Consider the following 24,901-nt stretch of genomic DNA (forward strand, 5'->3'; position numbering starts at 1 on the left):
GTGTCCTAGCGGCCTGTCTCGCCGGGCGGCGCACCGGGCAGCGCGTCCCGGGCGGGACGTCCGCCGATGCCCTGGGAGTCGGCCGTCCGCGCCCTCGCGCGGCGGGGTGCGTCGGTGAACTCCCTGTCGACCGCGTCGTCGAGGAGGCCGAGCTCGGTCCGGAGAGCGGGCCCGCACGCGTCCGGCAGCGTCGCCAGGAGTCCTTCGAGAAGGGCCCGGAGCCGTCGGCAGACCTGGACGGAGGTCGCGCCGTAGTCACGGATCTCTGTGACGGCGAGGTCCAGGTAGCTCTCCCAGGGCCGGCCGGGCACCACGAGGCGCGGCCGGCCACGGTCGTCGGCGAGCACGTAGTGGCTGCGGGATCCGGCGCGTCCGACCTCGTGCAGGAACGCCTCGATGTGGTTCAACACCTGGACGGCTGTGGTGGGGTCGTTGACGGCCGGGGAGAGGGCGCGGATGGCGATGTCGACCAGGATGCGCAGAGCGAAGGCCGGGTCCTGCTCGATCGTTCGCTCCGTGCCGAGGGCGAGGAGGCCGGTCACCCGGCGTGGGTCGGGCGCGGACGCACCGCCGTGGATCTCGACGACAGTGCCGCCGGGTGGCACGAAGTCGCCGACCGAGGCGCCCAGTACGAGCACGCAGTCGTGCCTGGCCGCGAGCGCGACCAGGCCGGCAGCGTCGAACGCCTGGATGACGCCGCCGCGTTCCGACCGGATCCGGTTCACCGAGCGGGCCGTCGGCAGTGCCCCGTCGGGCACGTTCGTGCTCCGTACCCGCGCTGCCGCGTGGCCGAGGACCCGCTCGCCCAGACGTCCCACGATGTCGGCGATGGCCACCGGCCGCAGGTTGTGGGTGAAGCGGTTGAGGTAGATCAGCAGGAGCAGGAGGCTCACGGAGACGGCGATACCGGCCAGGGTCACGCCGAGGTTGGGCACGGAGTCGGCCTCGATGCTCCGCAGCAGCGTGTAGGCGAACGCGAAGGTGCCGGTGAAGGTGGCCAGTACGGCCTTCTGCAGCCGGTCGCGGTACCACAGCCGCATGTAACGCGGTGAGAGGGTACCGGTGGCCTGCTGGATGACGAGGACGCCGATGGTGACGACGAACCCGAGCAGAGCGATCATCGAGCCGACCACGGAGCTGAGGACGCTGCTCGCGGTCGACGCGGAATAGTCCCAGGTCTCCGGCAGCCAGGACGCCCCGTCGACGGCGGACGCCGCCTGGGCCAGGGCGACGCCGAGGACGAGCCCGAACAGCGGGACGATCCACAGACTCGCCTTGGCGTACTGCCGTAGCCGGAAGCGGGTGGCCCACGAGGTCATGCGGAGCCCAGGAGGACGGCGGTGTCGTCCGGCCGCGGTGCGATCTTGTGCGTCCCGGTGACCGGGGCCAGCTGGCCGTCGGCGCGGACGACGAACAGGATGTCGCAGTCCGCGGGGATCGGCCGGGATCCTGGCTGCACGCGGAAGCGGGCGCCCTGCCCGTAGCGAGCCGCCAGACGGTGCCGGACCAGTGCCTGGCCGAAGAGGATGTCGCCGCCGGTGTAGGGGGCGACCACGCCGTGGCTGTCGTGCGGCGGCCCCACCCGGTAGACCGGCCCCCGCACGTTGTCCTTGATGACGACGGACGCCAGAGCGTTGAAGTCGTCGTCGTCGGTGAGCAGGAACACCGCCGTGACACCCTCCAGACGCGCTCGGGGGTTGGTCGCGGTCGCCAGCATCTCTCCGTGGGCGAGCTCGATTCCCGCCGCGGTGATCCGCTCGCGTTCCTCGTCGGCCCCGGCCCACATCAGCACATCGAGCCCCGTGGCTTCCAACGCCTTTCCGAGGTCGATGACCCACGGAGCCCCGCCCACCAGGAGCGGTCGTGTCCGCGCCGAGCGGACGACGCCCAGTTTCCGTGCCACGGGCGCGGCGGTCAGGGCGTAGACCAGGACCGTCCCCACGATCACGAGGAACGTGATCGGCAGGATCTTGGACGCGCCGGGCAACCCCTTTTCCACCAGCGTGGCAGCGAACGCGGACGCGGTGGAGGCGGCGACGATGCCGCGGGGCGCCATCCACCCGATGAACCCCCATTCGCCCACGGTCAGATCGGAACCCCGGGCGGCGGCGTACGCGACGAGGGGCCGGACCAGGAGGACGAGAACGCCGATCAGGATCAGGGAGGGCACGAGCACGGGCACCACCGACGCGGGGGTGACGGCGGAGGAGATGGAGATGAACAGCAGGCCGATGATCATCTGGACCAGTGTCTCGAGGAAGGGCCTGCGAGCCGGCATGTCCAGGCCGGGGAGGTTGGTGATCGCGAGTCCGGTCACGATGGCGGCGATGAGGCCGGTGTCGTCGCGGACGATGTCGCAGACCGCGGAGACGAGGATGACCGTCGCCAACTGGGCGAGGGTCCCGAGCGTCTCGCCGAGTCGCAGCTTGTGCAGCGCCAGCCACAGGATGACGGTGCCCACCGCACCGCCCGCGAGACCGACGCTCATGCTGAGGAGGAACTGGCCGATCTGGTAGCCCCGGCCGATGTCGATCTGGTGAGAGGTGGCGACGGCATGGAACACGACGGCTCCGAGGATGCCGCCGATCGGGTCGGTCAGTGTTCCTTCCCAGATCAGGATGCGTCGCACCTTCTCCGTGGGCCGGACGAATTCGAGCAGCGGGCCGACGACCGTGGGACCGGACACGACGAGGATCACGCCGATCATCGCCGCCACCCGCAACGGGATGCCGAACAGGGCGGGCCCGAGGCCCGAGACGGCGAAGAAGGTGACCACGATGCCGATGATCAGCAGCCGTACGACGACCGAGCGGGTCGGGCCGGTGAGGTTGCGCAGGTTCAGCCCGAGACCGGCGTCGTAGAGGATCAAGGCGACGGACAGCGATACCAGCGCGGGAAAGTCCGGGCCGACGAGCCGTCCGGGGTGGATGACGTCGGTGAGAGCGCCCGCCGTGAAGCCGACCGGCAGAAGGACGATCAGTGCGGGAACACCCAGCTTGTTGGCGAGGATCTGCGAGCCCGTGGCCAGAGCAACGGTCAGGGCGATGCCCCAGAGGATGTCCTCACCGGTCAAAGCGGTCCTCCTCCTCTTCACGCACGGGGACCGTGAGATTGAACCCCGCGCACAGATCCCGCACCTGCCTATCGAACCCGGACACGGTTCCCGCCACCCCATCAGCCCCGTCGAGTCCTCGGTGGACCCACAGACCACAGCCCAGGCTGGATATGCGCTGCCATGCGGGAGGCCCGGTCCGGATCTACGGTGGTGGGGAGCGCTACGCCTGCGGACACCCGGTGCTCCGCCATCTGTCCCGCCTCGGCGTAGGAAGCACACGGGAAAGGCGTCTGGCATGGCCACCCGGGCTATCCGACGGCCTCCGGGCCAGGCAGGAGGGCCATCGATGCCCGAGCATGCGACTACGGCGATGCGGATGATGCCGCACGCCACACCCGAGGATCGTGCGGCTCTCGGCAAGGAAGCCCGGCGCCGCTCGCCGCGCTCCGGACACGCCGAGTACAAACCCTCACCTCACCGACCGGACCCGCTGGCGATCCTGGAGGCGCAGTCCGCGACGCGAGTGCCGGAGCTGGTGCCGATCCGGTACGCCCGGATGAGCGAGTCGCCTTTCCGCTTCTACCGGGGCGCGGCGGCGATCATGGCGTCCGACCTGGCCGACACGCCCCGCTCGGGGATCACCGCCCAGCTCTGCGGGGATGCGCACCTGCTGAACTTCCGGCTGCTGGCCTCGCCGGAGCGGGATCTGATGTTCGACATCAACGACTTCGACGAGACCTTGCCGGGCCCCTGGGAGTGGGACGTCAAGCGACTGTCGGCGAGTTTCGTCATCGCCGCCCGGGCCAACGGCTTCGACGACGCCGAGCGTGCCCGCATCGTGAGCGGCACCGTGCGCTCGTACCGCGAGGCGATGACGCGCTTCGCCGGCATGAGCAACCTCGACGTCTGGTACGCGAAGATCGACGCTGCCCGTCTCGAGACCCTCGCCATGGCCCAGCTCCACAAGCGAGGCCAGAAAAAGCTGTCCCGCGCCATGACCAAGGCCCGCTCCCGCGACGCCCTGCAGGTCTTCGGCAAGCTCACGCATCTCGTCGACGGCCGGCCGATGATCGCGGCGGATCCCCCCTTGCTGACACCCATCGCCGACCTGTTGCCGGACACCGAGCGCGCCACCCTCCAGCGCCAGTTCCAGGGTCTCGTCGAGCGGTACGGTGCCACCCTTCCGTCCGACCGGCGCTTCCTCCTCGCCGACTACCGTCTGGCGGACGTCGCCCGCAAAGTGGTCGGAGTCGGCAGCGTCGGCACTCGGTGCTGGATCTTCCTCCTCCTGGGACGAGACGGTCAGGATCCGCTGTTTCTTCAGGCCAAGGAGGCCGACACGTCCGTGCTCGCCGAGCACGTCGGAGCCAGCCAGTACCGCAACCAGGGCGAGCGGGTCGTCTCGGGACAGCGGCTGATGCAGGCGGCCAGCGACATCTTCCTCGGCTGGGAACGGGTGGACGGGATCGACGGCAGACGCCGCGACTTCTACGTCCGCCAACTGCGCGACTGGAAGGGCATCGCGATGCCGGAGACGATGTCACCCCGGCAGCTGGAGGCGTTCGGCGGCATCTGCGGCCTCACCCTGGCCCGCGCGCATGCCCGATCCGGCGACCGGATCGCGATCGCCTCCTATCTCGGCAGCGGCGAGTCCTTCGACCGGGCCCTGGTGACCTTCGCGGAGTCGTACGCCGACCAGAACGAGCGCGACCATCAGGCACTGGTCGACGCGGTGCACGCCGGCCGGCTGCCCGCAAAGGAACTCCCGGCCGACTGACGGACCCCATCCGGTGCTTCCGGTGACCCGCGCCGCTTCCTGACCCGCTGCCCGACCGGGCGTCCGGGGCCGCCTTCCCCACGGCTGTCGGACACGCGCCTGCCGACGGCGAGGACGGTGGCCGAGTGCGCCGTGTCCGACGGTCCGCGACAGGCAGTCCTTCTTCAGCCGCCTGCACCCGCGTCCGGCTGAGGCGGCACCGCTGGTCGTCACGGCTCACGAGGCGCACTGTCACGTCCACTTCGGCGCCTGTGCCTCTGTCCAGCCGTGTCGGACGGCGTGACCGCCGAGCTGCATCCGGGTCCGTACTCCGGCGATGTCCATGAGGCGGCGAAGGCGCCGGTGGAGTGTGCGCGGTGACAGGCCGAGCTGTGTCGCCGCCGTCAAGTCCGTCACGCCCGCCAGCAGGAGAGCGAGCAGCCTGCGGTCGAGGTTGGTGGGTCCCTCCGCACCGAGCTCGACGGTGGTCTCGGCCTCTTCGACGGTGGCCGAGAGTTCCAGCGGGTGGGCGGTGCGCCATACCGTCTCGAACAGCGTGTCCATCGCGTCCAGCAGGCCGCTGCGGTGGAGCAGCACCGCTCCGGGTTCGCCGGCCGGCGTGGTCGCGAGCGGGACGAGACCGAGTTCGGCGTCGGCCAGCATGAGCTTCATGGGCAGTTCGTCGGCGACGCGCAGCTGTACTCCGTTGCGCAGGGAATCGATCGCGTCGCCGATGATCCCGGGCTCCGCCAGGACGGCGCGGTCCAGCACCGCCCGGAACCGCACGCCGCGGCCGAGGGCCATGGGTTCGGCCGTGTTCTCCTCCGGGGGCAGGGCGATGAACGGTGCGGTGATGAAGGTGCGGACCTGCGTGCGGGCCGCCTGCTGTACCTGGAGGTAGCGGTGGCGGATGGCGTCGACGCCCGTGACGACCTCGATCAGATCGACGATGCTGCTCGGGGTCATCGCCGCCCGGTGTTCCTCCGCGAAGGTCACCAGTGCGTGCTCGGCCGCGCGCAGCCCGTCCCGGCGCTGGCTGATGAGAGCGCCGAGGGCCATGGCGGGTGGCGCGGCGGTGAACTGCTCGTCGGCCGACCTGATCACCAGTCCCCACGCGACCAGGCGGGACAAGGTGCTGTCGACCTGAGGAGGCGTCAGGGCGAGCTGGTCCGAGAGTGTGACCGCGGTGGAGTTCGGTTGTCCGAGGAGTGCCCGGTAGACCCGCTCATCGTCTGGTTCGAGGCCCAGGACATCCAGCATCGGCGACCGACTCTCTTCCGTTTGTCGCAGCGGTGAGAGTATGCGCCATGGTGCGAGATCTTGAATAGCCCCTGGTGGGAGCGGGTGTGAAGGGAGGGGTCCCGGGGAGTCGCCTCCCCGGGACCGTCCAGTGCGGTTCATCGCAGGCCGTACGCCCGGATGATCTCGTTTCTGACCTCGAAGCCCCTGCTCGTCTCGGCGCTCGCGCGGACCGAGAGGAACCCGCCGGGCTTCTTGGCCGTCCTGAACGAACCGGTCCGGTAGCCGTCGGCGCCCTTGGTCAGGGTCACTTTCTGCCAGGTGGCGCCGTCGTCGTACGAAACCTCCAGCTTCACCGGCTTGACTGTGCCCGGCACGGTGCCGCCGTCCATCGACACCGGCTTGATCGCGAGCTTCTGGGCCGTGCCGGCTTTGATGTCGCCGTGGAGGTCCGACTCCAGCCGGTAGTTCAGGTTCAGCACCGAGAACGGTTCGAAGAAGTCGGAGTCCACGGTGTCGGACATGAAGGTCCACTCCGTGTGGGTGCGCGTCGACAGCCGGAAGACGTCACCGGGCCGCTCCGCGTCGAGGACGGCGCGGTAGGGCAGGTTGCCCGCCGGTACCTCCTGCCACTGCATGTCTCCGCTGTGCGGGTTGTCGTAGATCCGCTTCTTGCCCTGGAACACCTGGAGGTGGGACGGCGTCTCCCCCCAGGGCAGGTAGCCTCCGAGCCGCATGGTGTCGCTGGCGGAGGCCCACGCCTGGACGTTCCAGGTCATGTGGTTCTGCCAACGGGAGTTGTAGACACCGAAGGCCTCGCCCTGTCCGGGCCGTGTGGCCGGGGCGAACCAGTCCAGTCGGGTGGTGCTGTTCCTGGCGTAGGTGTTGTCGCCCGACACCATCGACCACGGCAGGGCTTCGTCGACGCCCTGTGTGTGGAACTCCCTCCAGACCTGCCCCGGAGTGACCCATTCGGTTCGCGTGCCCGGATGCCACTCGGTCTCGGGAAGGTTGAACGACGGGCTGAGCGTGAAGTCGGACCGGTACCCTTCGGCCGTCCTGCCCTGTGTGGCCGAGTAGTAGCGGGCGTCGATCCGGGCGAGGTCGCGCTGTGACGGCTTGTAGACCAGGGCTCGGTTCGGCACCTGACCGGGGTAGTTCCGGGTCAGGTCGTAGACGAACGGCGTGTATGCGGTCTGCTTGACCGTCAGCTTCAGGATGCCGGACTTGGCCATCGCGACAAGGGTCTTGCCGGCGTCTCGGTGCACGGTGGCCACCGGGATCGGTGACGCGCCGACGTACTCCATCAGGGATCCGACACCGTCGTCGACCACGATCAGGGCCTTGGCGCCGGCCGCGGTCGCGGCCTCGGCGCGCTCCTGTGGCGACACCTCGTCGCTGCGCCTGACAACAACGATCTTGTTCTTGGCCCTGACGTTCTCGTACGCGGCCGCCGTGCCGTTGCCCGCATAGACGGCGTGCAGCCTGTCCGTCGCGGTGCCCAGTGCGCTGCCCGCCTGCACCAGGGTGTCGAAGCGGAGGCGTCCGCCCAGTGCGCTGAGGGCGAGCCGCGGCTCGCCCTTGCGCCAACGGGTCGTCAGGATGAACTCGCCCCGCTTCATCGGCTTCGTCGGCGCGACGTAGACGTCGTCGTAGGTCGGCGGGAGTACGTACGCGCTGCGGTAGTCGGTGTACGCGTCCTGACCCGTGTAGTGGACGTTGAAGTCGACCTTGCGCTGGCGGTCCTCGGTGCGCTGCGGCGCCTCGGTCTGCAGCAGTCGGGCCTTGCTCGCATCCAGCACCACATCCGCGGAGCCGTCCTTGAGCACGGTTTCCGGGTCGACCAGGACGGCCAGGCCCGAGCGGTCAGCCCGCTCGCCGGCCACGTCGAGGTACCCGGCGACGGTGTAGAGACCCGGTGCCATGCGCATGGTGGTCGAGCCTTCGACGTACACGGACCATGGCCATACGTCACCGGCCAGGTTGACCGCGACCCATCCGGAGGCGGCCTTGCCGTCCCGGCCGACCAGCCTGATGTTCAGGTCGTAGCGCTCCTCCTCCTTGATCAGCCCCAGTGACGTGCGGGCCACCGGCTTTCCGGTGGCCGCGTCGGTGGCCGTCACGTAGCCGACGTGCCGGCCTGCCGAGGCGGATCGCGGGTCGCCGGTCACCGGGACGGCGGCGGTTCCGCCCGCCGGGACGGTCACCTCGGTGGCACCGAGCGTGAACGGCCCGTCGCCGTTGCTCAGCGCCAGGTTCAGCGTGACATCGGAGGAACCGGTGTTCGTGAAGGTCAGGTCCTTCGTGACGGCGATATCGCTCGGCTCGTGCGGCCACGTGTGGTTGCCGAAGAAGAGCGACCCCGTACCGCGGACCGTGGCGCGCACCGCTGCGGCCACGTCGACGCGGCCGGTGCCCACCTCGTACGGCGAGTACGCGTCGTCCAGGCCCTTCGCCGTGCTCGTCAACTGTTCCTTGAGCTGCTGGCCGGTCCAGTCCGGGTGCTGCTGGGCGAGGATCGCCGCCGCGCCGACCACGTGCGGGGTGGCCATCGAAGTGCCGCTGAGGGTGCGGTACAGACCCTCACCGCCGTCGGTCATGTCCTGCGAGCGTGCCGCGGTGATGTCCACCCCGGGAGCCGCGATGTCCGGCTTCATTCCACCGGAGGAGGCCAGGGGGCCGGTGCTCGAGAAGGACGCCAGCCGGTCCTGCTTGTCCGTTGCGGCCACGGTCAACGCCGAGGCGGCGGCGCCCGGGGCGGAGATGCTCTCCGGGCCCGCGTTGCCGGCCGCGATCACGAACAGCGTGCCGTACTGCGCGGACAGCGCGTCCACGGTCTGCGACATCGGGTCGCTGCCGTCCGTCGGGTAGGAGTCGCCGAGGCTCATGTTCACGACGTCGGCGCCGGACTCCGCGGCCCACTGCATGCCGGCCATGACCCAGGAGTCCTGGCCGTACCCCTCCGCGCCGCCGAGCACCTTGCCCACGTACAGGTCGGCGTCCGGCGCGACACCCTTGTAGTCGCCTCCGGAGGCGACGCCCGAACCGACGATGGTGCCGGCCACATGGGTGCCGTGCCCGTTGACGTCGGTGACGCCCTCACCGGGCACGAAGCTGGCCGTGCCGTCGATCAGGCCGGCGAAGTCGGGGTGGTTGACGTCGATGCCGGTGTCGAGCACCGCGACCTTGACGCCCTTGCCGGTGTATCCGGCCGCCCAGGCCTCGGGCGCACCGATCAGCGGCACACTTTCCTTCAGGTTGGCCTTCACACGGCCGTCGAGCCAGAGCTTCTCCAGGCCCGCGCCCATCGCCGCGCCGCCCTGCGGCGCGACGGCTGTCCAGAAGGTGCGGGCCCGCCGCTTCTGGGCGGAGAGCACCGCGCCGCGGATCTTCTTGAGCGAGCGGGTCAGCTTGCTGCCACGCGGGGCCGTCGGCTCGGCGGCCGCACGGGACGTGGACCGGGCGTATGTCGCGATCAGCGGTGTCGAGGACGTCTTCGCGTCGTCGTACCCCATCTCGATCAGGTCGGTGACGTTGAACAGCCGCCGGTCGAGCTTGTCCGTGCCCAGCAGCGGCGCCGCCTCGTCCGGGACGACGAAGAGATCGCCCTGGATCTGCTGCACCTTCACGCCGCCGAGCGCGCTGTCCGGCCGGTCGACATCGGCGGTCTGCCGGCCGTCGGCCATCGTGGTGACCGTGACGACATCGCCGGTGACCAGGGTGACCTTGTGGGTCGCGGTCGGTTCGGCGGGAACGGTGGGTCTGCTCGGAGCGGCTTGTGCGGGCTCTTGAAGGAGGGTGAGCCCCGAGGCCAGCAGTGGCACCGCGGTGAGAGCCGAGAGCAGCTGCCGGCGTCTGCGCCGCAAGGCGGAAGACTGGGAGGGAGAGAACATGTCCCTGGGTCTATCGGCCCACTCGCGCCGCCGAGAAGCCATGGTGACGACAAGTCCTCGCCATGGCAGGGACTTGCCATCCCCAACCACACGCATACACGCCTAATCGCACTTTCCGCACCGCCGTCGGCATGGGACGGGACGCCACCTTCGCCGACGAAGCGGCCGGCCGGCTGCCGCGCCGCCGGAGCCGATCACCCCCTCGCGCACCATGCCCGGAGCGGAAACCGAGAAGTGCTTCGCGCGCACCGTCGACGTCATCCGGGGCCACACCGTCCGCCGCCCCCGTCTGACCTGTCACTCGGGGCAGGTCCGAGTTCCGGCCGCGCCACCCCACCGATGGCCGTCGCAGTCAGAGGGTGCTGCGGGCGCCCGAACGAAACGCTTGCGTTTCGCTCGGGTACTGCCTAAGGTAGGCGTACGAAACCGTTTCGTTTTACCAGTTCGTCACCTGGATCACGAGTGGAGTACGTCCCCATGGCTCAGACAGCCGCTGCACCAGACACGGTGTCGCTCGGCAAGAGCGGCGCCCAGGCCGACAAGGCGGGTCCTCGCCATCGGTGGTGGATTCTCGCCATCATCGGGCTCGCCCAACTGATGGTCGTGCTGGACGCGACCATCGTGAACATCGCCCTGCCGTCCGCCCAGGCCGACCTCGGCTTCTCCGACGGCAACCGGACCTGGATCGTCACCGCCTACTCACTCGCCTTCGGCAGCATGCTGCTGCTCGGCGGCCGGATAGCCGACCTCTTCGGCCGCAAGCCCGCCTTCCTGATCGGCGTGAGCGGCTTCGCGGCCGCCTCCGCCGTGGCCGGCGCCGCCGTCAACTTCGAGATGCTCGTCGCGGGCCGCGCCCTCCAGGGTCTGTTCGGCGCACTGCTCGCCCCCGCCGCGCTCTCCCTGCTGACGACCACCTTCACCGACCCCAAGGAACGCGCCAAGGCGTTCGGCATCTTCGGCGCCATCGCCGGCTCCGGCGCGGCCGTCGGCCTGCTGCTCGGCGGCGTTCTCACCGAGTACCTGGACTGGCGCTGGACCCTCTTCGTCAACCTGTTCATCGCGGCCTTCGCCATCGTCGGCGGCCTGATGCTGCTCCAGCGCACCTCTCGTGACCGCAACTCCAAGCTCGACATCCCCGGCACGGCGCTGGTCACCACCGGTCTCTTCAGCATCGTCTACGGCTTCTCCAACGCCGAGTCCCACGACTGGAGTTCGCCGCTGTCCTGGGGATTCCTCGCCGCCGGTTCCGTGCTGCTGACGGTCTTCACCTGGTGGCAGACCAAGGCCTCGCACCCGCTGCTGCCGCTGCGCGTGCTCCTGGACCGTGACCGCGGCGCGTCCTTCGTCGCCATGCTGGTCTCCAGTGCCGGAATGTTCGGCGTGTTCCTGTTCCTCACCTACTACCTGCAGCTCAGCCTCGGGTTCTCCGCGGTCCAGACGGGCCTGGCCTTCCTCCCGATGGTCGGTGCCCTCATGGTGAGTGCCACCATGTCCACCAGCTTCCTGATCCCCCGCATCGGGCCGAAGGTCGTGGTTCCGCTCGGCATGGTTCTCGGAGCCGTCGGCATGGTCTGGCTGACCGGCCTCGGCCTGGACAGCACGTACGCGGCCCACGTCCTGCCGCCGCTGCTGGTCACCGGCCTCGGCATCGGCCTGATCATGGCCCCGGCCATGAGCCTCGCCACCAGCGGTGTGTCCACGGACGACGCCGGAGTCGCCTCGGCTTCCGTCAACACCATGCAGCAGGTCGGCGGTTCCATCGGTACGGCACTGCTCAACACCCTCGCCGCCAGCGCCGCGACCTCCTACCTGGTCGGCAAGGACCCCACCAACAAGCTCAACCAGGCCCACGCCGCCCTGGAGTCCTACTCCACCGCCTACTGGTGGTCGGCCGGCTTCTTCGCGGCCGGCGCACTGATCACCGTGCTCCTCTACCGACGCGGTGCCCCGACGGTCGACGCGGACGCCGCCCCCACAGTCCACATGTAAGCGGCATGTGGTAGCCCGCGCCCACCTGTGGGGACGGGGCGGGAACGGGCAACGGGCCCGGTGCTTCCAAGCACCGGGCCCGAAAACATTGCCCAGCGCTTGGCGTGGCCCAGCGAGGGGCATGGGGAGGCCTGCCGATCCGTCATGCGTGAGGCGGACTTCGTCGGGCAGAGTCCGTCGGGCAGAGCTCGTCGGGCAGAGCTCGTCACAGGACGTCGTAAGTCAGATGCGTTGCTGTCGATGTCGAGACCACACTCCTCTGCACCAGGTTGCGCGGCGCTCCTCCGGTGAACAGCGGGGTCCCGGCGCCCAGCACGACGGGTGCGAGATGCAGTGTCAGCGCATCGACCAGTCCGGCGTCGAGCGCCGAGCCGATCGTGGCGCCACCGCCCATGAGAACGACGTCGAGGTCCTTGCCTCTGTCCGACGACGCCACCTCGGCGCGCTCGCGCGCGGCAGCGACGGCGTCGGGCGAATCGTTCAGGCCGATATCCAGCCCGCCGGACCGGTCCCGCTCGCCCAGCGGAAGATCGCCGCACTCGGAGGCGTTCGGGGCGCCGACCGTCCTGTTCTGCTGTCTCGACCGGACGATGGGCCCCGGGGTGGGGAGACGCTGCTCGTGCCGGTCGCGGACGCGGCGGGGTTCAACGCGGAGTCACCCAGCCCGGCGCCCAGGTCCCGGCGGCGTCGTGGCCGGCCGCTGTGGCGGCGAGGTGGGCGCGGAGGGTGGCCAGTGCCGGGTGGGGGTTGTCGCGGTGCCACAGGAGGGAGTGCGGGTAGACGGGCGTCGGGTCGGTCACCGGGATACGGCGCAAACCGTGGTCCGTGGGCCAGACGAGGCGGGTGTGTTCGCCCATGAAGGTGGCCAGGGCCGGGGTGTCGGCGACGGTGTCAAGGAGCGCGTCGGAGCCGAAGTTGGGGCCGGTCGCCTCGATGGTGAGGCCGAACTCGCCGATGAGGTCGTCGTAGTAGGCGGCCCACTCGGTGCCGGGGACGATGCCCGGCATCCAGATCCGGTGCCCGGCCAGCTCAGCGATGGTCACCGACCGGGCACCTGCCAGCGCGTGGGCGGGGCCGGTGAGAAGCTGGAGCGGCTCGTCGAGCACCCGGACGGACTCGATGTCCTCGGGAAGGGGCCTGCCTGGCACGCTGACCGCGCGGAATGACGCGTCGATCGAACCCGACAGGATGGCGGCGACGGCCGTATCGATGTCGAACAGCCACACCACGTCGAGTTCGACCTCCGGGTGTGTGCGGTGGAATCCGCGCATCAGACCCGATCCCGCGCCTCGGGAGGCGATCACGTCGACGCGCAGCGGACGGCGGCCGGGGCGCACGGAGCCGGCCGCACGCTCGGCGACGCGCAGCAACTCGCGCGCATGGGGCAGGAACGCCTGGCCGTCGATGGTGAGCTCGGCGCCGCGGGGCGTGCGGGTGAACAGCCTCACGCCGAGGTTGCGCTCCAGCGCGGCGATGCGCTTGGAGACAGCCTGCTGGGTGACGGCCAGCTCGGCGGCGGCCTCTTGGAACTGCCCCGCGTCGGCGGCGACGACGAAGGTCCGTACGGTGTCCAGGTCCACTGCGACACCCTACGGGTACAACCGCTGGTTGTTGCCAGGCCACCTCGTGGTTGTTTGATCTGCGGTCATGCCACTCGCTTTGATACTTCCGATCGCGGATCGGTTGTGCGGGTGGGTCGGAGAGGGTGTCGGGCATGGGCAGTGGGCACCGGCTGGGACATCTGCTCGGGCCTCGGCTGGGCCGGCAGTTCGGGTGGCTCTGGGGAGCGTACGGGACCAGCGCGCTCGGCACGTGGCTCGCCTTCGGCGCCTTCCCCGTACTCGCCATCCGGGTCCTGCACGCCGGACCGGCCCAGGTCGCCGCGCTCGCCTCCGTGGGTGCTGCGGTCGGCGCGGCCGTAGCGGTGCCGCTCGGCCCGTGGGTGGAGTTCCGCCGCAAGCGGCCGGTGCTGATCTCGATGGACCTGGTGCGGTTCGTGGCGCTGCTGACGATCCCCGCCGCGTTCGCGTTCGGCGTGCTCTCCTTCCTTCAGCTGCTGCTGGTCTCGGTCGTCGTCGCGGCGGCGGACATCACCTTCCGCGCCGCCTCGGGCGCGTATCTGAAGTCGCTGCTGCCGGCCGAGGACCTGCTCGTCGCCAACGCCCGGTTCGAGTCCACGGCCTGGATGACCACGATCGTCGGACCGCCACTGGGCGGCGCCGCGATCGGACTCCTCGGTCCGGTGGCGACGGTGGTGGCCGACGCGATCAGCTACCTGCTCTCGGCCCTGGGCATCCGCGCGACGGGCGGGCATGAGCCGCGGCCCGAGCACCGGGAGGCCGCGCGCATGCGCCCCCGGGACCTGATCGACGGCTGGCGCTACATCCTCGCCGACGCGACGCTGCGTCCGCTGTTCTTCAACACCGCCTTGTTCAACGGCCTGGTGATGGCCGCCCAACCGCTGCTGGCCGTCCTGATGCTCGGCCGACTCGGGTTCGCACCGTGGCAGTACGGCCTCGCCTTCGCCGTGCCCTCGATCGGCGGGCTGCTCGGTTCACGGCTGGCCCGACCGCTCGTCACCCGGTTCGGACAGCACCAGGTCCTGGTCGTGACCGGGGTACTGCGCGCGATCTGGCCGGTCGGCCTGGCCCTCCCGGGGTCGGGCACCGGAGGGCTGCTGCTGGTGATGGGCGTCGAACTCGGGCTCATCTTCTGCTGCGGGGTCTTCAACCCCGTCCACGCCACCTACCGCCTCCAGCGCACCGCGACCGACCGGGTCACCCGCACCCTGTCCGCCTGGGCGGTGACGACCAAGGCCTCGACCGCGATCCTGACGGCCGTCTGGGGCGTGCTGGGCGGCCTCCTCGGCCCGCGTACGGCCATCGGCCTGGCCGGCGTACTCCTGCTGGCCACCCCACTGCTACTCCCCCGCCGCCCGGCAGCACATCTCTCCGAGCCGAAGCCCGAGCCGGAGTCGAAGCCGGCACCGAGTGGCGCGTGACGGGCCGCCACGGTCTGCACGGCTGTCACGGCCGTCACGGCTGTCACGGCCGTCACGGCTGTCACGGCCGTCACCGCGATCGGGCCGTTCCCGCCCTTCTTCGGAGCGGTCCCCCTTCCCACTCGTCGGCCGCGCGGCCCGATCAACTGACATCGATGTGGTCAGCAGGTCAGCAGGTCGGCAGGTCGGCAGGTCGGCAGGTCGGCAGGTCAGCCCACCGGCTCGCGTTCGGGTGAGGACGACGGCGCGCCGGTCCATCGGCGCAGAGCGGCTTCGAGGCCGGTGCGGGCGGCGACGTCGGTGGTGTCAGCGGCCCAGGCAACCACCCCGTCCGGGCGTACCAACACCGCAGTCGGCGACGCCGGGTCGTCGGTCACGCTGCTCACTCGCCCGCGCCAGTCGGCGGAGAGGCGGGCGAACGCGCCGTCCGGAGTGCGGTCGAGCAGCAGGAATCCGCCGTTGTGAGCGTGGTCGGCCAGCCGGCTGCCGTCCTTCAGCCACAGGTCGGGGACGTACCGGCCGACCAGCGGGTGATCGCCGGGCAGATCGATGCGCTGGTCGACTCCGGAGATCTTCCTGACCGCGTAGGTCGTGCCGTCTCGGGTGCTCAGCAAGTCGGCCATGATCCCTCGGAGCGCGCCCGACTTGGGGTCCCCGCGCAGCACCGCGATCTGGGCCCGCGTCCAGTCCATCACCCAGGCACCGAGGGGACGACGTTCGGCGTCGTAGGTGTCGAGCAGCCCTTCGGGCGCCCATCCGGCGACCACGGCACCGAGCTTCCAGCCGAGGTTCGTCGCGTCGCCGACCCCGAGGTTGAGCCCCTGGCCACCGAACGGCGGGTGCACGTGTGCGGCGTCGCCGGCCAGAAGGATCCGCCCCGACCGGTAGGACGCGGCCTGGCGAGTGTTGTCGGTCCAGCGGGTCGGGGTGGCGCGCAGTGCGGTGAGCGTGACGTCGGTGCCCGAGACCCGGCGCAGACTGTTCTGCACCTCGTCGAGGGTGACCGGCGCCATGGGGGTCCTCTCGCGCGAGCGAAGCCGAGCGTGGGGGAGGTCGGCGGGAGGGTTGTCGAACTCGACGGTGGCCACCCGCCCGGGCTGCGGGCCGTATCGGTAGGCGCCCTCGGGTGACCACACCCATCCGTTCGTGAGCTTCTGCGGGTCGGCGATGTCGACGATCGCCTGGTAGCCGGTGAGTTCGGGGTCGGTTCCGGGGAAGTCGATGCCCGCGAGACGGCGTACGGTGCTGTGCCCGCCGTCGCAGCCGACCAGCCACCCGGTACGCACCGTGCCGGCGGTGGTGCCGACGAGCACGCCGTCGCCGGTGTCTTCGAGCGCGGTGACCTCAACGCCGCGACGCACCGGTACGCCCCAGCGCGTGAGGTACTCGGTGAGCAGCGCCACCAGCTCACGCTGCGGCACCATCCTCGCTCCGGCGGCCGCCGTGTGTGCGGCGAGGTCGGGATCGGACCAGTCCACGAGGTCGGGGTCGAGGATCATCCCGGCGAAGTGCCCGGTGAATCGTGAGTCGGGCGTTCGTCTGACCTCACCGGGCGGCGGGTCGTCGGCCATGCGGGAGAACGACCCCATCCGCTCGAGGATCTCTCGCTGCACCTGTTCGGCGGCGGGCAGCAGGCCGCGGCGGTCGAGTGCCTCGGCCGTCGGCAGGTTGATCCCCTGCGCCTTCATCGCCTCGTCCGGTTCGGCCCGTCGCTCCAGTACCTGTACCGACGCTCCCGCGAGCGCCAGCTCCGCGGCGAGCACGAGGCCCACCGGCCCGGCTCCGACCACGGTCACGTCCACACCTGGGTTCATATCCATGTTCACGAACACTGTTCTATCGACGAACACTGTTCGCGTCAAGCTATGATGGTCCGGTGAACCCGAGAGAGCGACGGGCGGCGCGCCACCAGCCGCCCAACCCCGAGGCCGAGGCCGCAGTCAGACCGCGGCGCCGCACGGCCCCGATCACCGTGGAGCAGGTCGTCGACACCGCCCTCGGCATCATCGCCACAGAGGGCTACGAGGCACTGACCATGCGCCGACTCGCAGGCGCGCTCGACACCGGACCCGCCTCGCTCTACGCCCACGTGGTCAACAAGGCCGACCTCGACGAGCTGCTCATCGGGCGGCTGTGCGCCCAGCTCGTACTGCCCGAACCCGACCGGGGGGCCTGGCGGGAGCAGATCCGCGGCGTGTGCGTCCAACTGCGCGACCAGTACCTGAGGTACCCCGGGATCTCCCGTGCGGCGCTCGCCATGGCACCCACCGACCTCGAGGCCATGCGCGTCAGCGAAGGAATGCTGGCGATCCTGCTCGCCGGCGGCGTCGCCCCGCAGGCCGCCGCCTGGGCCATCGACGCCCTCCTGCTGTACGTGGCCGCCTACTGCCTCGAGACGTCGATCGCACGCCGGCGATCAGCACACGACGACACCGCCTGGGTCCTCGACCGCGACGAACTACGACGCCGGCTCACGGCCCTGCCCGCCGACACCTTCCCCCACACCACCCGCCACGCGGCCGAACTCACCGCCGGCGAGGGTCACGACCGGTTCGACTTCACCCTCGTCCTCATGACCGACGGCCTCGCACAGCGCTAGACCCCGTCGGCGGATCATGCGATTGCCAGGCCCTGCACGAACGCCACCGCGGCCGGTCGGCGGACGGCATCCGGGAGCGGATTCTCCGGGCGGTCCTGGCGGATGCCGATGCCGGCGGGGAGATCGACTGGAGCATGGCGGGTGTGGACCCCGCCCGGTGCCGGGCCCACCAGCACGCAGCGGGGGCACCACGCGAAGCGCCCCGGATCCCGAGGCGCCGAGTGATACCGCTGGAGCATCGGTCACTCGGTGAGCGGACTGGTTCGGAGAGCGTTTCGACTCGTCGATAGTCTTCGTCTTCATGATGCGCGCCTGGCTGCTACCGATGCTGCTTGTCCTCTGCGGTTCAGCCGTTGCGACCGGGCCGTTCCCCAGGGGAGCCCACGGCGCGGCCGCAGCACTCATGTTGGTGTTCGTGCTGCTCGCGGGCGTGAACTCGTCTCTTGTCTTCCCGAGGTCGATCGGTGCGCTGGAGGCACAACGGCGCAGCGCGGTCGACGGCCGGCCGGTCGTCTTCTGGCGGCCGGGCTGCATGTACTGCCTCAGGCTCCGCATGCGGTTGGGCCGTACCGGCCGCCGGTTGCATTGGGTCGACATCTGGCGTGATCCGGCCGGAGCGGCGGTCGTGAGGGCTGCCAATGACGGCGATGAGACCGTGCCGACCGTCCTCGTGGAGGGCCGACCGCACGTCAACCCCGATCCAGAGTGGGTGCGCGAACAGCTTTCCCCCTCCGCGTGAACGGGAGTGGTGGCGCCGTGGCGGAGGAGGGTCCACAGGCCCGGAAAGATCGTCAGCCGGTTCGACGCCGTCTGTGACCTCCGTCTGCTCCACGCAACGCAGACGGAGGTCGACCACCTTCTTCGGCCCTCGCGCACGGCGGCCGTCATGGCGACCGGTCGGTCAGGGCAACAGGCAGAGCAGGCAAGCCGGTCCGGAGAAAGACATCACGATGCCCGCCCCAGATGCGCGAGCACCATGCGCACCGCCCTGGACACGGCCTCGCGGGACTCGTCTGTCGGTTCGTGGATCTCGAAGCCGTGGCGGCCGTGCGGGACGTCGATGATCTCGACCGGGGTCTTCGTCTCCTCCGCCGCGGTGACGAACTCCTCCACCGTGGCGGCGATCTGCGGCGTTTCCAGGCCTGCCCGGGTGAGCACGAGTGGCGGCGGCGTCCCGTCGGCGGAGTGGAGCGCGCCGACCGGACTGAAGCGGGCCCCGACCGCACCCCAGCTCGGGAGGGGGGCCAGGATCGGGTAGGTGAGAGCGAGGCAACGCAGCCATGGGGGCGGGCCGGTGATCCAGTCCGCGGCGAGCAGTCCCGCGCCGGAGAAGATCCACAGGGCGATGCGCTGCGCGTCCACGCGGGGGTCGGCCCGCAGCAGTTCAAGAGCCTCGGCCACGTCGTCGGCGGCCTCCGCGTACTGGCCGATGCCGTGCAGGCGGTGCTCCACGACGGCACCCACCACGCCCAGGCTCGCCGCGTAGCGGGCGTAGCCGAGGTAGAACGGCCAATCGCGGGGCGCCGGGACCAAGTCGGGCGGCAGCGGGCCGCCGTGCACGAACAGCACTGCGGGGTAAGGCGGTTGGGCTTCTCCCGGTTCCGGCAAGTGCAGGTCCACACGTCCGTTGCGCATCCGCGGCCGCTCCGGGGTGTCGAGCAGGAAGGGCCGCAGGGACGGCGACTCGCCCTCGGACGCGGTCAGCCGCCGCCCCTCGCCCACGGCCGCGCGGAGCAGCACCCCGGCCAGTTCGTCAGGGCAGGAGAGCATCGGCCAGTGGCCGGTGGCCAGTTCGAAGAAGCCCACCTGTGGATCTGCCAGCTTCCGGAACTGCGGCGGACCGGTGCGCACCAGCGCCTCGACCAGCTCCAGGGTCATCCCTCCCGCCGTGCACAGGATTCCGCTGGTCGGCACGGCCGCGGCGGCGCCGGTCAGCCGCAGCGGCTGCGTCAGTGTGCGCGCCGGCTGCGGGGTGGCCAGCCGGCTGAGCAGCTCCAGCTGCTGAGCCGAGAGCCCTTCCGTGCTGCCCCACCGCTGCCACTCCGCCGGTTCCGGCGCCGGGACCGGCCCGGGGCTGCCTTCCGCCCGCAGCAGTTCATGCACCGACGGGTCCGGTACCAGGGCCAGCGCCGCGTCGCCGTCCTGCGGCAACCCCGCATCCAGGTACACGATCCGCGCGACCCGCTCCGGGCGGCGGTCCGCCGCGCCCAGCACGGGGTGGACGGCATAGTCGTGACCGACCAGCACCAACTCCGCGGGCGAGTCGATGGAATCGATCAGGCGGACCACATCCTCGACATGTGTCTCCAGATCGGCCTCGGGCCGCCCGCTCAGCGTCACCGGGTGCGCCTCGGCCCCCGACTCCCGCAGCCGGACGATCACCTCGCTCCAGACCTGTCCGTCGGTGAACGGGCCGGAGACCAGGATCAACACAGACATCAGTACCTCCAAGGGGTGGGCCTGTCCCGGGTAACCTAGGAACTCCCCCTGAGGGAGGTTCAACCCTTGCCAGAAGACGGCACCCTGAGCATCGGCGAACTCGCCGCGCAGGCGAAGACCACGGTCAAGACCGTCCGCTTCTACTCCGACCAGGGCCTGCTGCCCGAAGCCTCACGCAGCGGCGGCGGCCACCGCCGCTACGGCCCCGAGGCACCGGCCCGGCTGCGCACGATCCGCGCACTGCGCTCACTCGGCGTGCCCGTCCCCGAGATCGGAAGGGTCCTCGACCGCGGGGACACCCTGGAGGCGGTCGTGGCCCGCCGGCTGGACGACCTCGGCACCGAACTCGCCGCCCTGCGCTGGCGCGAGGCCGCGCTGCGGGCGGTCCAGGACGGCTCCCCGGAGCAGCTCGCGGAGCGCCTGGAGCTGATCGGGGCGGTCAGCGTCCCGCCGAGCACGTCCGCCCTCGCGCAGTACTGGCGCCGCCTGCTTCCGGTCCGCCTCTCCGCTCGCCTCCGCGCCGCCGTCACCGATGCGGCCGTCCCGCAGCCCCCGGCCGACCCGACGCCGGAGCAGGTCCTGGCCTTCGCTCGCCTCCACGCCCTGGCAGCGGCCGCCACCGATCACTGCCTCGCCTCCCACCGGCCCGCCACGGACACCGCCGCACACCCGGACCTCCTCTACGACGGTCTGCACGAGGCGTACCAACTGGCGGACGCCGCCCTGCGAACCGACCACTCCCCCAGCCTGGGCGAGGCGCTGGACTGCTACGTCGCCGCCCACGCCCGAGCCTCCGACACCCGCGACAGCCCAGCCTTCCGCCGCTCCCTCGTCGTCCGCCTCGCCATGGCGGATCACCCGGTGATGTCCCGCTACTGGCAACTGGCAGGGCAGTTGACGCCCGACCTGACTCTCGGCGGGGCGGACCTCCACCTCCGCGAAGCCCTGACCGCGAGCGTGGCAGCGGGCTGAGTCCCTCGTCTCCCCGGGCGTGGGGCTCGAGTCCGGGCGGGATCGGGCTGGACCGGACGCGTGTGTGTCTCAGGAACTCGCGCCGGTTCCGGCCGTAGGGCAGAAATCCTGACGAGGCTCGGCGCGCAGCGCGGACATGGCCTCCACCAAGCGTCCGCAGCCGATGCCTCGCCGTACGGTCGTTGTCGTCGTACGCCGCCTGATGGTCCGCCTTCTGCCATCGCCGCACTGCCCGCTGTCACTGTGCTCACAGGATGTTCGGTGCGAGCACCGAGGGGGGATCTCCGTCGGGTGGAGTCCATCGCCCCCTCGAACGGAGCCGACATGAAGTACCCGGATCTTTCCGCGCTGCCCGCGGAACTGCAGGAGGCCGTGACGAGTCATGGCTCGCTCAACGTCTTCCGGATGTTGATGCACTCACCGAACCTGGCGAAGGGCATGCTGGCGCTGGGGGACGCGGTTCTGCGACGGAACTCGCTGCCGGACACCCTGCGCGAACTCGCCATCGTCCGGGTCGGCCACGTCTACAAGGCTGAGTACGAGGTCCACCACCACGAGAACATCGGCCGTCTCGTCGGACTCTCCGAGCAAGCGGTCGCCGCCGCCGCGACCGGGTCCGCCCAAGGCCTGTCCGCCCCCGAAGCCGCCGTCCTCACCGCCACGGACCGGCTGCTCGACCGGCACAGCCTCAACGCAGCGGAACGTGACCAGCTGCTGGCCTTCCTGACGGTCAACCAGCTCGCCGATCTCGTCATCACCGTCGGCTTCTACCAACTCGTGTGCGACTTCCTCAACACCTTCGGGGTGACGACCTCCGGCGAGACCCCGCCCTACGGCGACGTGCCCCCTGCGGCCGGCAACGAGGAGGGTTGACTACCTGGCGACTCTGTCGGGCCCGGCGGGCCGGGCCCCACCGGCGTCCGCTCGCTCCTCCAAGCCATCAGTGACCTCTGGGGCGCTGAGCGCGAGCGCCAGCAACGCCGCCGAGACTTCTCGCATGACCTCCTCGGCCTCACTGAACACCGGCTGGAAGGCCTCACCACATTCGATCGTGTAACCGAACACCTTCGTGGTTGCCGGGTTCGTGACGTGTCGGCTGTACGCGTAGTCGTCACTCGTCCCCGAGGTGGCGTACAGCCCGTACGCCGCCTCGACACCGTAGTCGACCTGGCGCACCGCGCGTACCGCGTTGTTCATCCGCTCCGCCAGTTCGACCGCGATCTTCAGGTCTGTTTCGGGCATGAACTCGCCTATGCCGTCATTCGGCCGGCCTCGCACCGCGTCGAGATCGGGGTTGCGGAAGTTGTCGGTCGGCGTGGTGGACTGATTCTGGTCGGAGCCCCAGTTGTGCAGGATCACCGGAACCGCGCTGTGGACGTCGACCATCCACCGAATCCGCGGGTGGCTGTCGAGCGTCCAGACCACGTTCCGGGTCTCGGGCTCCGATGCGGCGGCCGGCCCCCGGTAGACCTGCGGATCGCACGGATGGTCCGACGTGTGGACATCCGCGTCCGGGGCGAACTTCGTGGTGTGGTCCCACAGGAAGTCGAAGTTTCGGTTGAGGTCAACGCCCACGCACGACGGACCGGTTGACCCGGCGGGCGCCGGCCGGCGGTTCTTGCGCCACATCGCGGAGGTGGTCTGGCTCCAGGCCCGGCCGTCGGGGTTGACGCAGGGCAGGACGAACAGATTCAGGTTCTCCACGACGTGCGAGACCTGGGCCGCCGTGAACGACGACGACCCGTAGCCGAGTCCGGTGGCAGAGCCGTGTGCCTCCAGCAGGTCTGCCGCCAGCGAGATCAGTGCGTCGGGCGGCACCCACTCCCGGGCATGCATCCCGCCCAGCAGCAGGATTCCGGGTACCTCGTCGGCCTGTCGCGCCCCGACCCGCAACAGCCGCGTTGTTCGCCCCTCGTGGGTGGTGTGGGGCGGAGTGATGATCTCGGTCGCCTCGGGATACATGCCGTGCAGACTGGTGATCGCCGATTCGATCTCGGCCACGTTGAGATACACGGTCACTCCTTCCGACCGACGCCGTGCGGGACGGCGTCGCGGTCGGCGAACCGGTCGCCGCCGCCCACTTCTTCCTTACGGGCGCGCCAGTTCTCCGTGACGTTCTCGACGGCGGTGATGTCCACCGACGGTGCCGATCTGGCCGCTCGTACCCGGTCGAGCTGATCCTGGCGGAAGTAGAGGTCCAGTCCGACCCCCGCCCGGCTGTCGCGCACGACGGGACGGCAGCCGACATCAGGCTGCGTCTCGCGGACGAACTCCCTGAGCGCTTCGGTGTTCTCGGCGATGACGTGGCAGCGGAAGACCGCGGGTTCCTCGCTCATGGCCGCATCCCGTCGGCAAGTGTGACGGCTTGGGAGGCGTTGACCCGGCCGAAGCCGTAGTCGTCGTTGTGACCGACCGTGTCGTACTGGACTCCCGGTCCCCCGACCTTGTCGGCCGACTGGTGCATCACCTGGCGCAGCTGGTCCCGCGTGAGGTGGGGGTTGACCGACAGCGCCAGTGCTGCGCAGCCGGCCGCGCAGGGAGCGGCGAAGCTGGTGCCGGTGTTGGTGCTGTACCCGCCCCCGGACGTGGTGCTGAGAACGTTGACCCCAGGAGCGATCAGTTCGACGTCCGGGCCGCGTGCCGCGTTGTCCTCCCGGTCCTGGTTGGTCGACCTCACCACGGCGATCACATCCGGATGGGAGACCACCTCGTCCTTGCCGATGTCGACGTTCCTGCCGTTACTGGCCGCCCAGAAGATCGGCAATCCCTTTCCCCGGCGGCCGTTCGTGGCGGCGAAGTCGAGGGCGAGATCCAGCGTGCTGGTCAGATCCCAGTCCGCCCCGTTCGGACCCAGGCTGCTGACCAGGATGTCCGCCCCGTTCCCGGGGCCGATGTCGGGAACCTCCGTCGCGGGGTCGGTCGCGTAGGCCACGGCGCGGGCCAGCGTCGTCTGTGTGCCGACCTGATCTGGCAGGCACGCCAGCAGAATCAGCGTGCACTCGGGGGCCGCGCCCGTCCCGCCCGCCCCGTTGTTGTGCCGGGCCCCGACCATGCCGGCGCAGAACGTGCCGTGACCGCTGTCGGGAATCCCTGATGTGCCTTGGCCGAAGACCGCGCTCCCCACGCCGTCGGCATACGATCCCGACAACGGATCCACCGCGGCGGCGAGGTCTGGGTGTTGCGCGTCGAATCCGTTGTCGATGACGGCGACTCGTATCCCTGCCCCGAAGGTGCGGTCCCAGGCCGGCTCGATGTGGACGTCGGCGTCCACGGTGCCGCCGTTGGACCCAGCGTTCCTCCATTGCCACTGCTGGGGGTACCTGGCACCGGTGGGCCTGAACCGGGCGGGGACGTGCTCGATGAACGACGGTTCGGCGAAGATGAAACGGTCGTTGTCATGGAGCTCGACGGAGGCCGCGAGAGCATCCTGTGGCGCCGGAGCGCGCACCTCGTACAAGTGGGTCGCGAAAAGGAGTTGGTTGACAACGGTCAGACCGGCCGCCTCGAGCTCGCGTTCGACCTCCTCCTCCGAGAGCGCCGGCTCCAGTCGGACGGTCAACGCGTCCGTCGCAATACCGATCCTGCCGTTGGGCCGCCTGATGACCTTGCCGGTCGCCTCGGCCCGTGGGATCTCGGCACCTGTGGTGAAGGCTTCACGAGTCCGCGGGTTTGGTCTGACGAACATCCAGCTCGCGCGGGCGAAGGCGTCGGCAGTCTCGTCGTCGACGCCGCTTTCGCGTATCTCCCCGCGGGCACTGCTCCCCAGATCCGCCTCCATCTCGGCGGCGACTCTGCCAGGGGTATCCGCGCTTATCTTGACCGCGACGACATCGTCGAGTTCTTCAGCCTCGACGAGATGGCCACGTTGGTAGTACTGACGTGACATCGAACTCGCCTCTTCATGTTGGTGCGAAACACCGGTATCCGGATGACGGGAGGGGCAATTGACGGAAGGTCA

The 24,901-nt window shown here is 70.2% G+C and carries 17 protein-coding genes and 1 pseudogene; 7 read left to right on the plus strand and 11 right to left on the minus strand.

What is annotated here, in order from left to right; all coding sequences use genetic code 11:
- Positions 1 to 5: 5 nt before the first annotated feature.
- Together OG985_RS06195 and OG985_RS06200 are read right to left on the minus strand one after the other, a co-directional pair.
- Positions 6 to 1,319, minus strand: a complete 1,314-nt coding sequence (locus OG985_RS06195) for a DUF2254 domain-containing protein (protein WP_371667201.1) — start codon at positions 1,317 to 1,319, stop codon at positions 6 to 8.
- A complete protein-coding gene (locus OG985_RS06200; RefSeq protein ID WP_371667202.1) occupies positions 1,316 to 3,073 on the minus strand; it encodes a cation:proton antiporter in 1,758 nt (585 codons plus the stop codon). The genes OG985_RS06195 and OG985_RS06200 overlap by 4 nt, the downstream gene beginning before the upstream one ends.
- A gap of 328 nt (positions 3,074 to 3,401) precedes the next feature.
- Between OG985_RS06200 and OG985_RS06205 the strand changes: the two genes are divergently transcribed.
- Positions 3,402 to 4,832: a DUF2252 domain-containing protein gene (locus OG985_RS06205; RefSeq protein WP_371667203.1), complete on the plus strand. Its 1,431-nt coding sequence runs from the start codon at positions 3,402 to 3,404 to the stop codon at positions 4,830 to 4,832.
- A 231-nt stretch (positions 4,833 to 5,063) separates the two neighbouring features.
- Here OG985_RS06205 and OG985_RS06210 read toward each other — a convergent pair whose 3' ends face one another.
- Complete coding sequence (locus tag OG985_RS06210) at positions 5,064 to 6,071, minus strand: TrmB family transcriptional regulator (RefSeq protein WP_371667204.1); 1,008 nt, start codon at positions 6,069 to 6,071, stop codon at positions 5,064 to 5,066.
- A gap of 137 nt (positions 6,072 to 6,208) precedes the next feature.
- The gene (locus OG985_RS06215) at positions 6,209 to 9,943 is read right to left on the minus strand and encodes a S8 family serine peptidase (RefSeq protein ID WP_371667205.1); all 3,735 of its coding nucleotides are present in this window, start codon (positions 9,941 to 9,943) and stop codon (positions 6,209 to 6,211) included.
- Positions 9,944 to 10,420: 477 nt separating this feature from the next.
- Here OG985_RS06215 and OG985_RS06220 point away from each other — a divergent pair, with 477 nt between their 5' ends.
- On the plus strand, positions 10,421 to 11,932 hold the full coding sequence (locus OG985_RS06220) for an MFS transporter (RefSeq protein ID WP_371667206.1): 1,512 nt from the start codon (positions 10,421 to 10,423) through the stop codon (positions 11,930 to 11,932).
- Positions 11,933 to 12,137: 205 nt separating this feature from the next.
- Here OG985_RS06220 and OG985_RS06225 read toward each other — a convergent pair.
- Both OG985_RS06225 and OG985_RS06230 read right to left on the minus strand, forming a co-directional pair.
- Positions 12,138 to 12,404 (minus strand): annotated as a pseudogene (locus OG985_RS06225) (dihydrofolate reductase family protein); the annotation flags it as partial.
- A gap of 172 nt (positions 12,405 to 12,576) precedes the next feature.
- Positions 12,577 to 13,512, minus strand: a complete 936-nt coding sequence (locus OG985_RS06230; protein ID WP_371667207.1) for a LysR family transcriptional regulator — start codon at positions 13,510 to 13,512, stop codon at positions 12,577 to 12,579.
- 134 nt (positions 13,513 to 13,646) lie between these two features.
- Between OG985_RS06230 and OG985_RS06235 the strand changes: the two genes are divergently transcribed.
- Positions 13,647 to 14,933: an MFS transporter gene (locus OG985_RS06235; RefSeq protein WP_371667208.1), complete on the plus strand. Its 1,287-nt coding sequence runs from the start codon at positions 13,647 to 13,649 to the stop codon at positions 14,931 to 14,933.
- A gap of 209 nt (positions 14,934 to 15,142) precedes the next feature.
- Here OG985_RS06235 and OG985_RS06240 read toward each other — a convergent pair whose 3' ends face one another.
- Positions 15,143 to 16,753 carry an FAD-dependent oxidoreductase gene (locus tag OG985_RS06240; protein WP_371674275.1) on the minus strand — a complete coding sequence of 537 codons (1,611 nt, stop codon included), beginning with the start codon at positions 16,751 to 16,753 and terminating at the stop codon, positions 15,143 to 15,145.
- A gap of 56 nt (positions 16,754 to 16,809) precedes the next feature.
- On the opposite strand from OG985_RS06240, the gene OG985_RS06245 reads away from it, so the two are divergent.
- Both OG985_RS06245 and OG985_RS06250 read left to right on the plus strand, forming a co-directional pair.
- Complete coding sequence (locus OG985_RS06245; protein ID WP_371667209.1) at positions 16,810 to 17,532, plus strand: TetR/AcrR family transcriptional regulator; 723 nt, start codon at positions 16,810 to 16,812, stop codon at positions 17,530 to 17,532.
- Positions 17,533 to 17,833: 301 nt separating this feature from the next.
- Complete coding sequence (locus OG985_RS06250) at positions 17,834 to 18,271, plus strand: glutaredoxin domain-containing protein (protein ID WP_371667210.1); 438 nt, start codon at positions 17,834 to 17,836, stop codon at positions 18,269 to 18,271.
- Between the two features lie 206 nt (positions 18,272 to 18,477).
- Here OG985_RS06250 and OG985_RS06255 read toward each other — a convergent pair whose 3' ends face one another.
- The gene (locus tag OG985_RS06255; protein WP_371667211.1) at positions 18,478 to 19,971 is read right to left on the minus strand and encodes an alpha/beta hydrolase; all 1,494 of its coding nucleotides are present in this window, start codon (positions 19,969 to 19,971) and stop codon (positions 18,478 to 18,480) included.
- Between the two features lie 66 nt (positions 19,972 to 20,037).
- On the opposite strand from OG985_RS06255, the gene OG985_RS06260 reads away from it, so the two are divergent.
- Both OG985_RS06260 and OG985_RS06265 read left to right on the plus strand, forming a co-directional pair.
- Positions 20,038 to 20,943: a MerR family transcriptional regulator gene (locus OG985_RS06260; protein WP_371667212.1), complete on the plus strand. Its 906-nt coding sequence runs from the start codon at positions 20,038 to 20,040 to the stop codon at positions 20,941 to 20,943.
- Between the two features lie 324 nt (positions 20,944 to 21,267).
- Positions 21,268 to 21,816, plus strand: coding sequence for a carboxymuconolactone decarboxylase family protein (locus OG985_RS06265; protein ID WP_371667213.1), 549 nt, complete (start codon positions 21,268 to 21,270; stop codon positions 21,814 to 21,816).
- Here OG985_RS06265 and OG985_RS06270 read toward each other — a convergent pair whose 3' ends face one another.
- From OG985_RS06270 to OG985_RS06280, 3 genes are read right to left on the minus strand one after another with little or no spacing between them, the layout of a single operon-like run.
- Entirely contained in the window at positions 21,817 to 22,956 is a 1,140-nt protein-coding gene (locus tag OG985_RS06270) for a M14 family metallopeptidase (protein ID WP_371667214.1), read from the minus strand. It abuts the gene before it with no gap.
- A 2-nt stretch (positions 22,957 to 22,958) separates the two neighbouring features.
- Positions 22,959 to 23,279 (minus strand): hypothetical protein, encoded by a 321-nt coding sequence (locus OG985_RS06275; protein ID WP_371667215.1) that lies wholly within the window; start codon positions 23,277 to 23,279, stop codon positions 22,959 to 22,961.
- Positions 23,276 to 24,829: a S8 family serine peptidase gene (locus OG985_RS06280; RefSeq protein WP_371667216.1), complete on the minus strand. Its 1,554-nt coding sequence runs from the start codon at positions 24,827 to 24,829 to the stop codon at positions 23,276 to 23,278. The genes OG985_RS06275 and OG985_RS06280 overlap by 4 nt, the downstream gene beginning before the upstream one ends.
- Between the last annotated feature and the right edge of the window lie 72 nt (positions 24,830 to 24,901).

Source organism: Streptomyces sp. NBC_00289, from assembly GCF_041435115.1.
Lineage (GTDB): Bacteria > Actinomycetota > Actinomycetes > Streptomycetales > Streptomycetaceae > Streptomyces.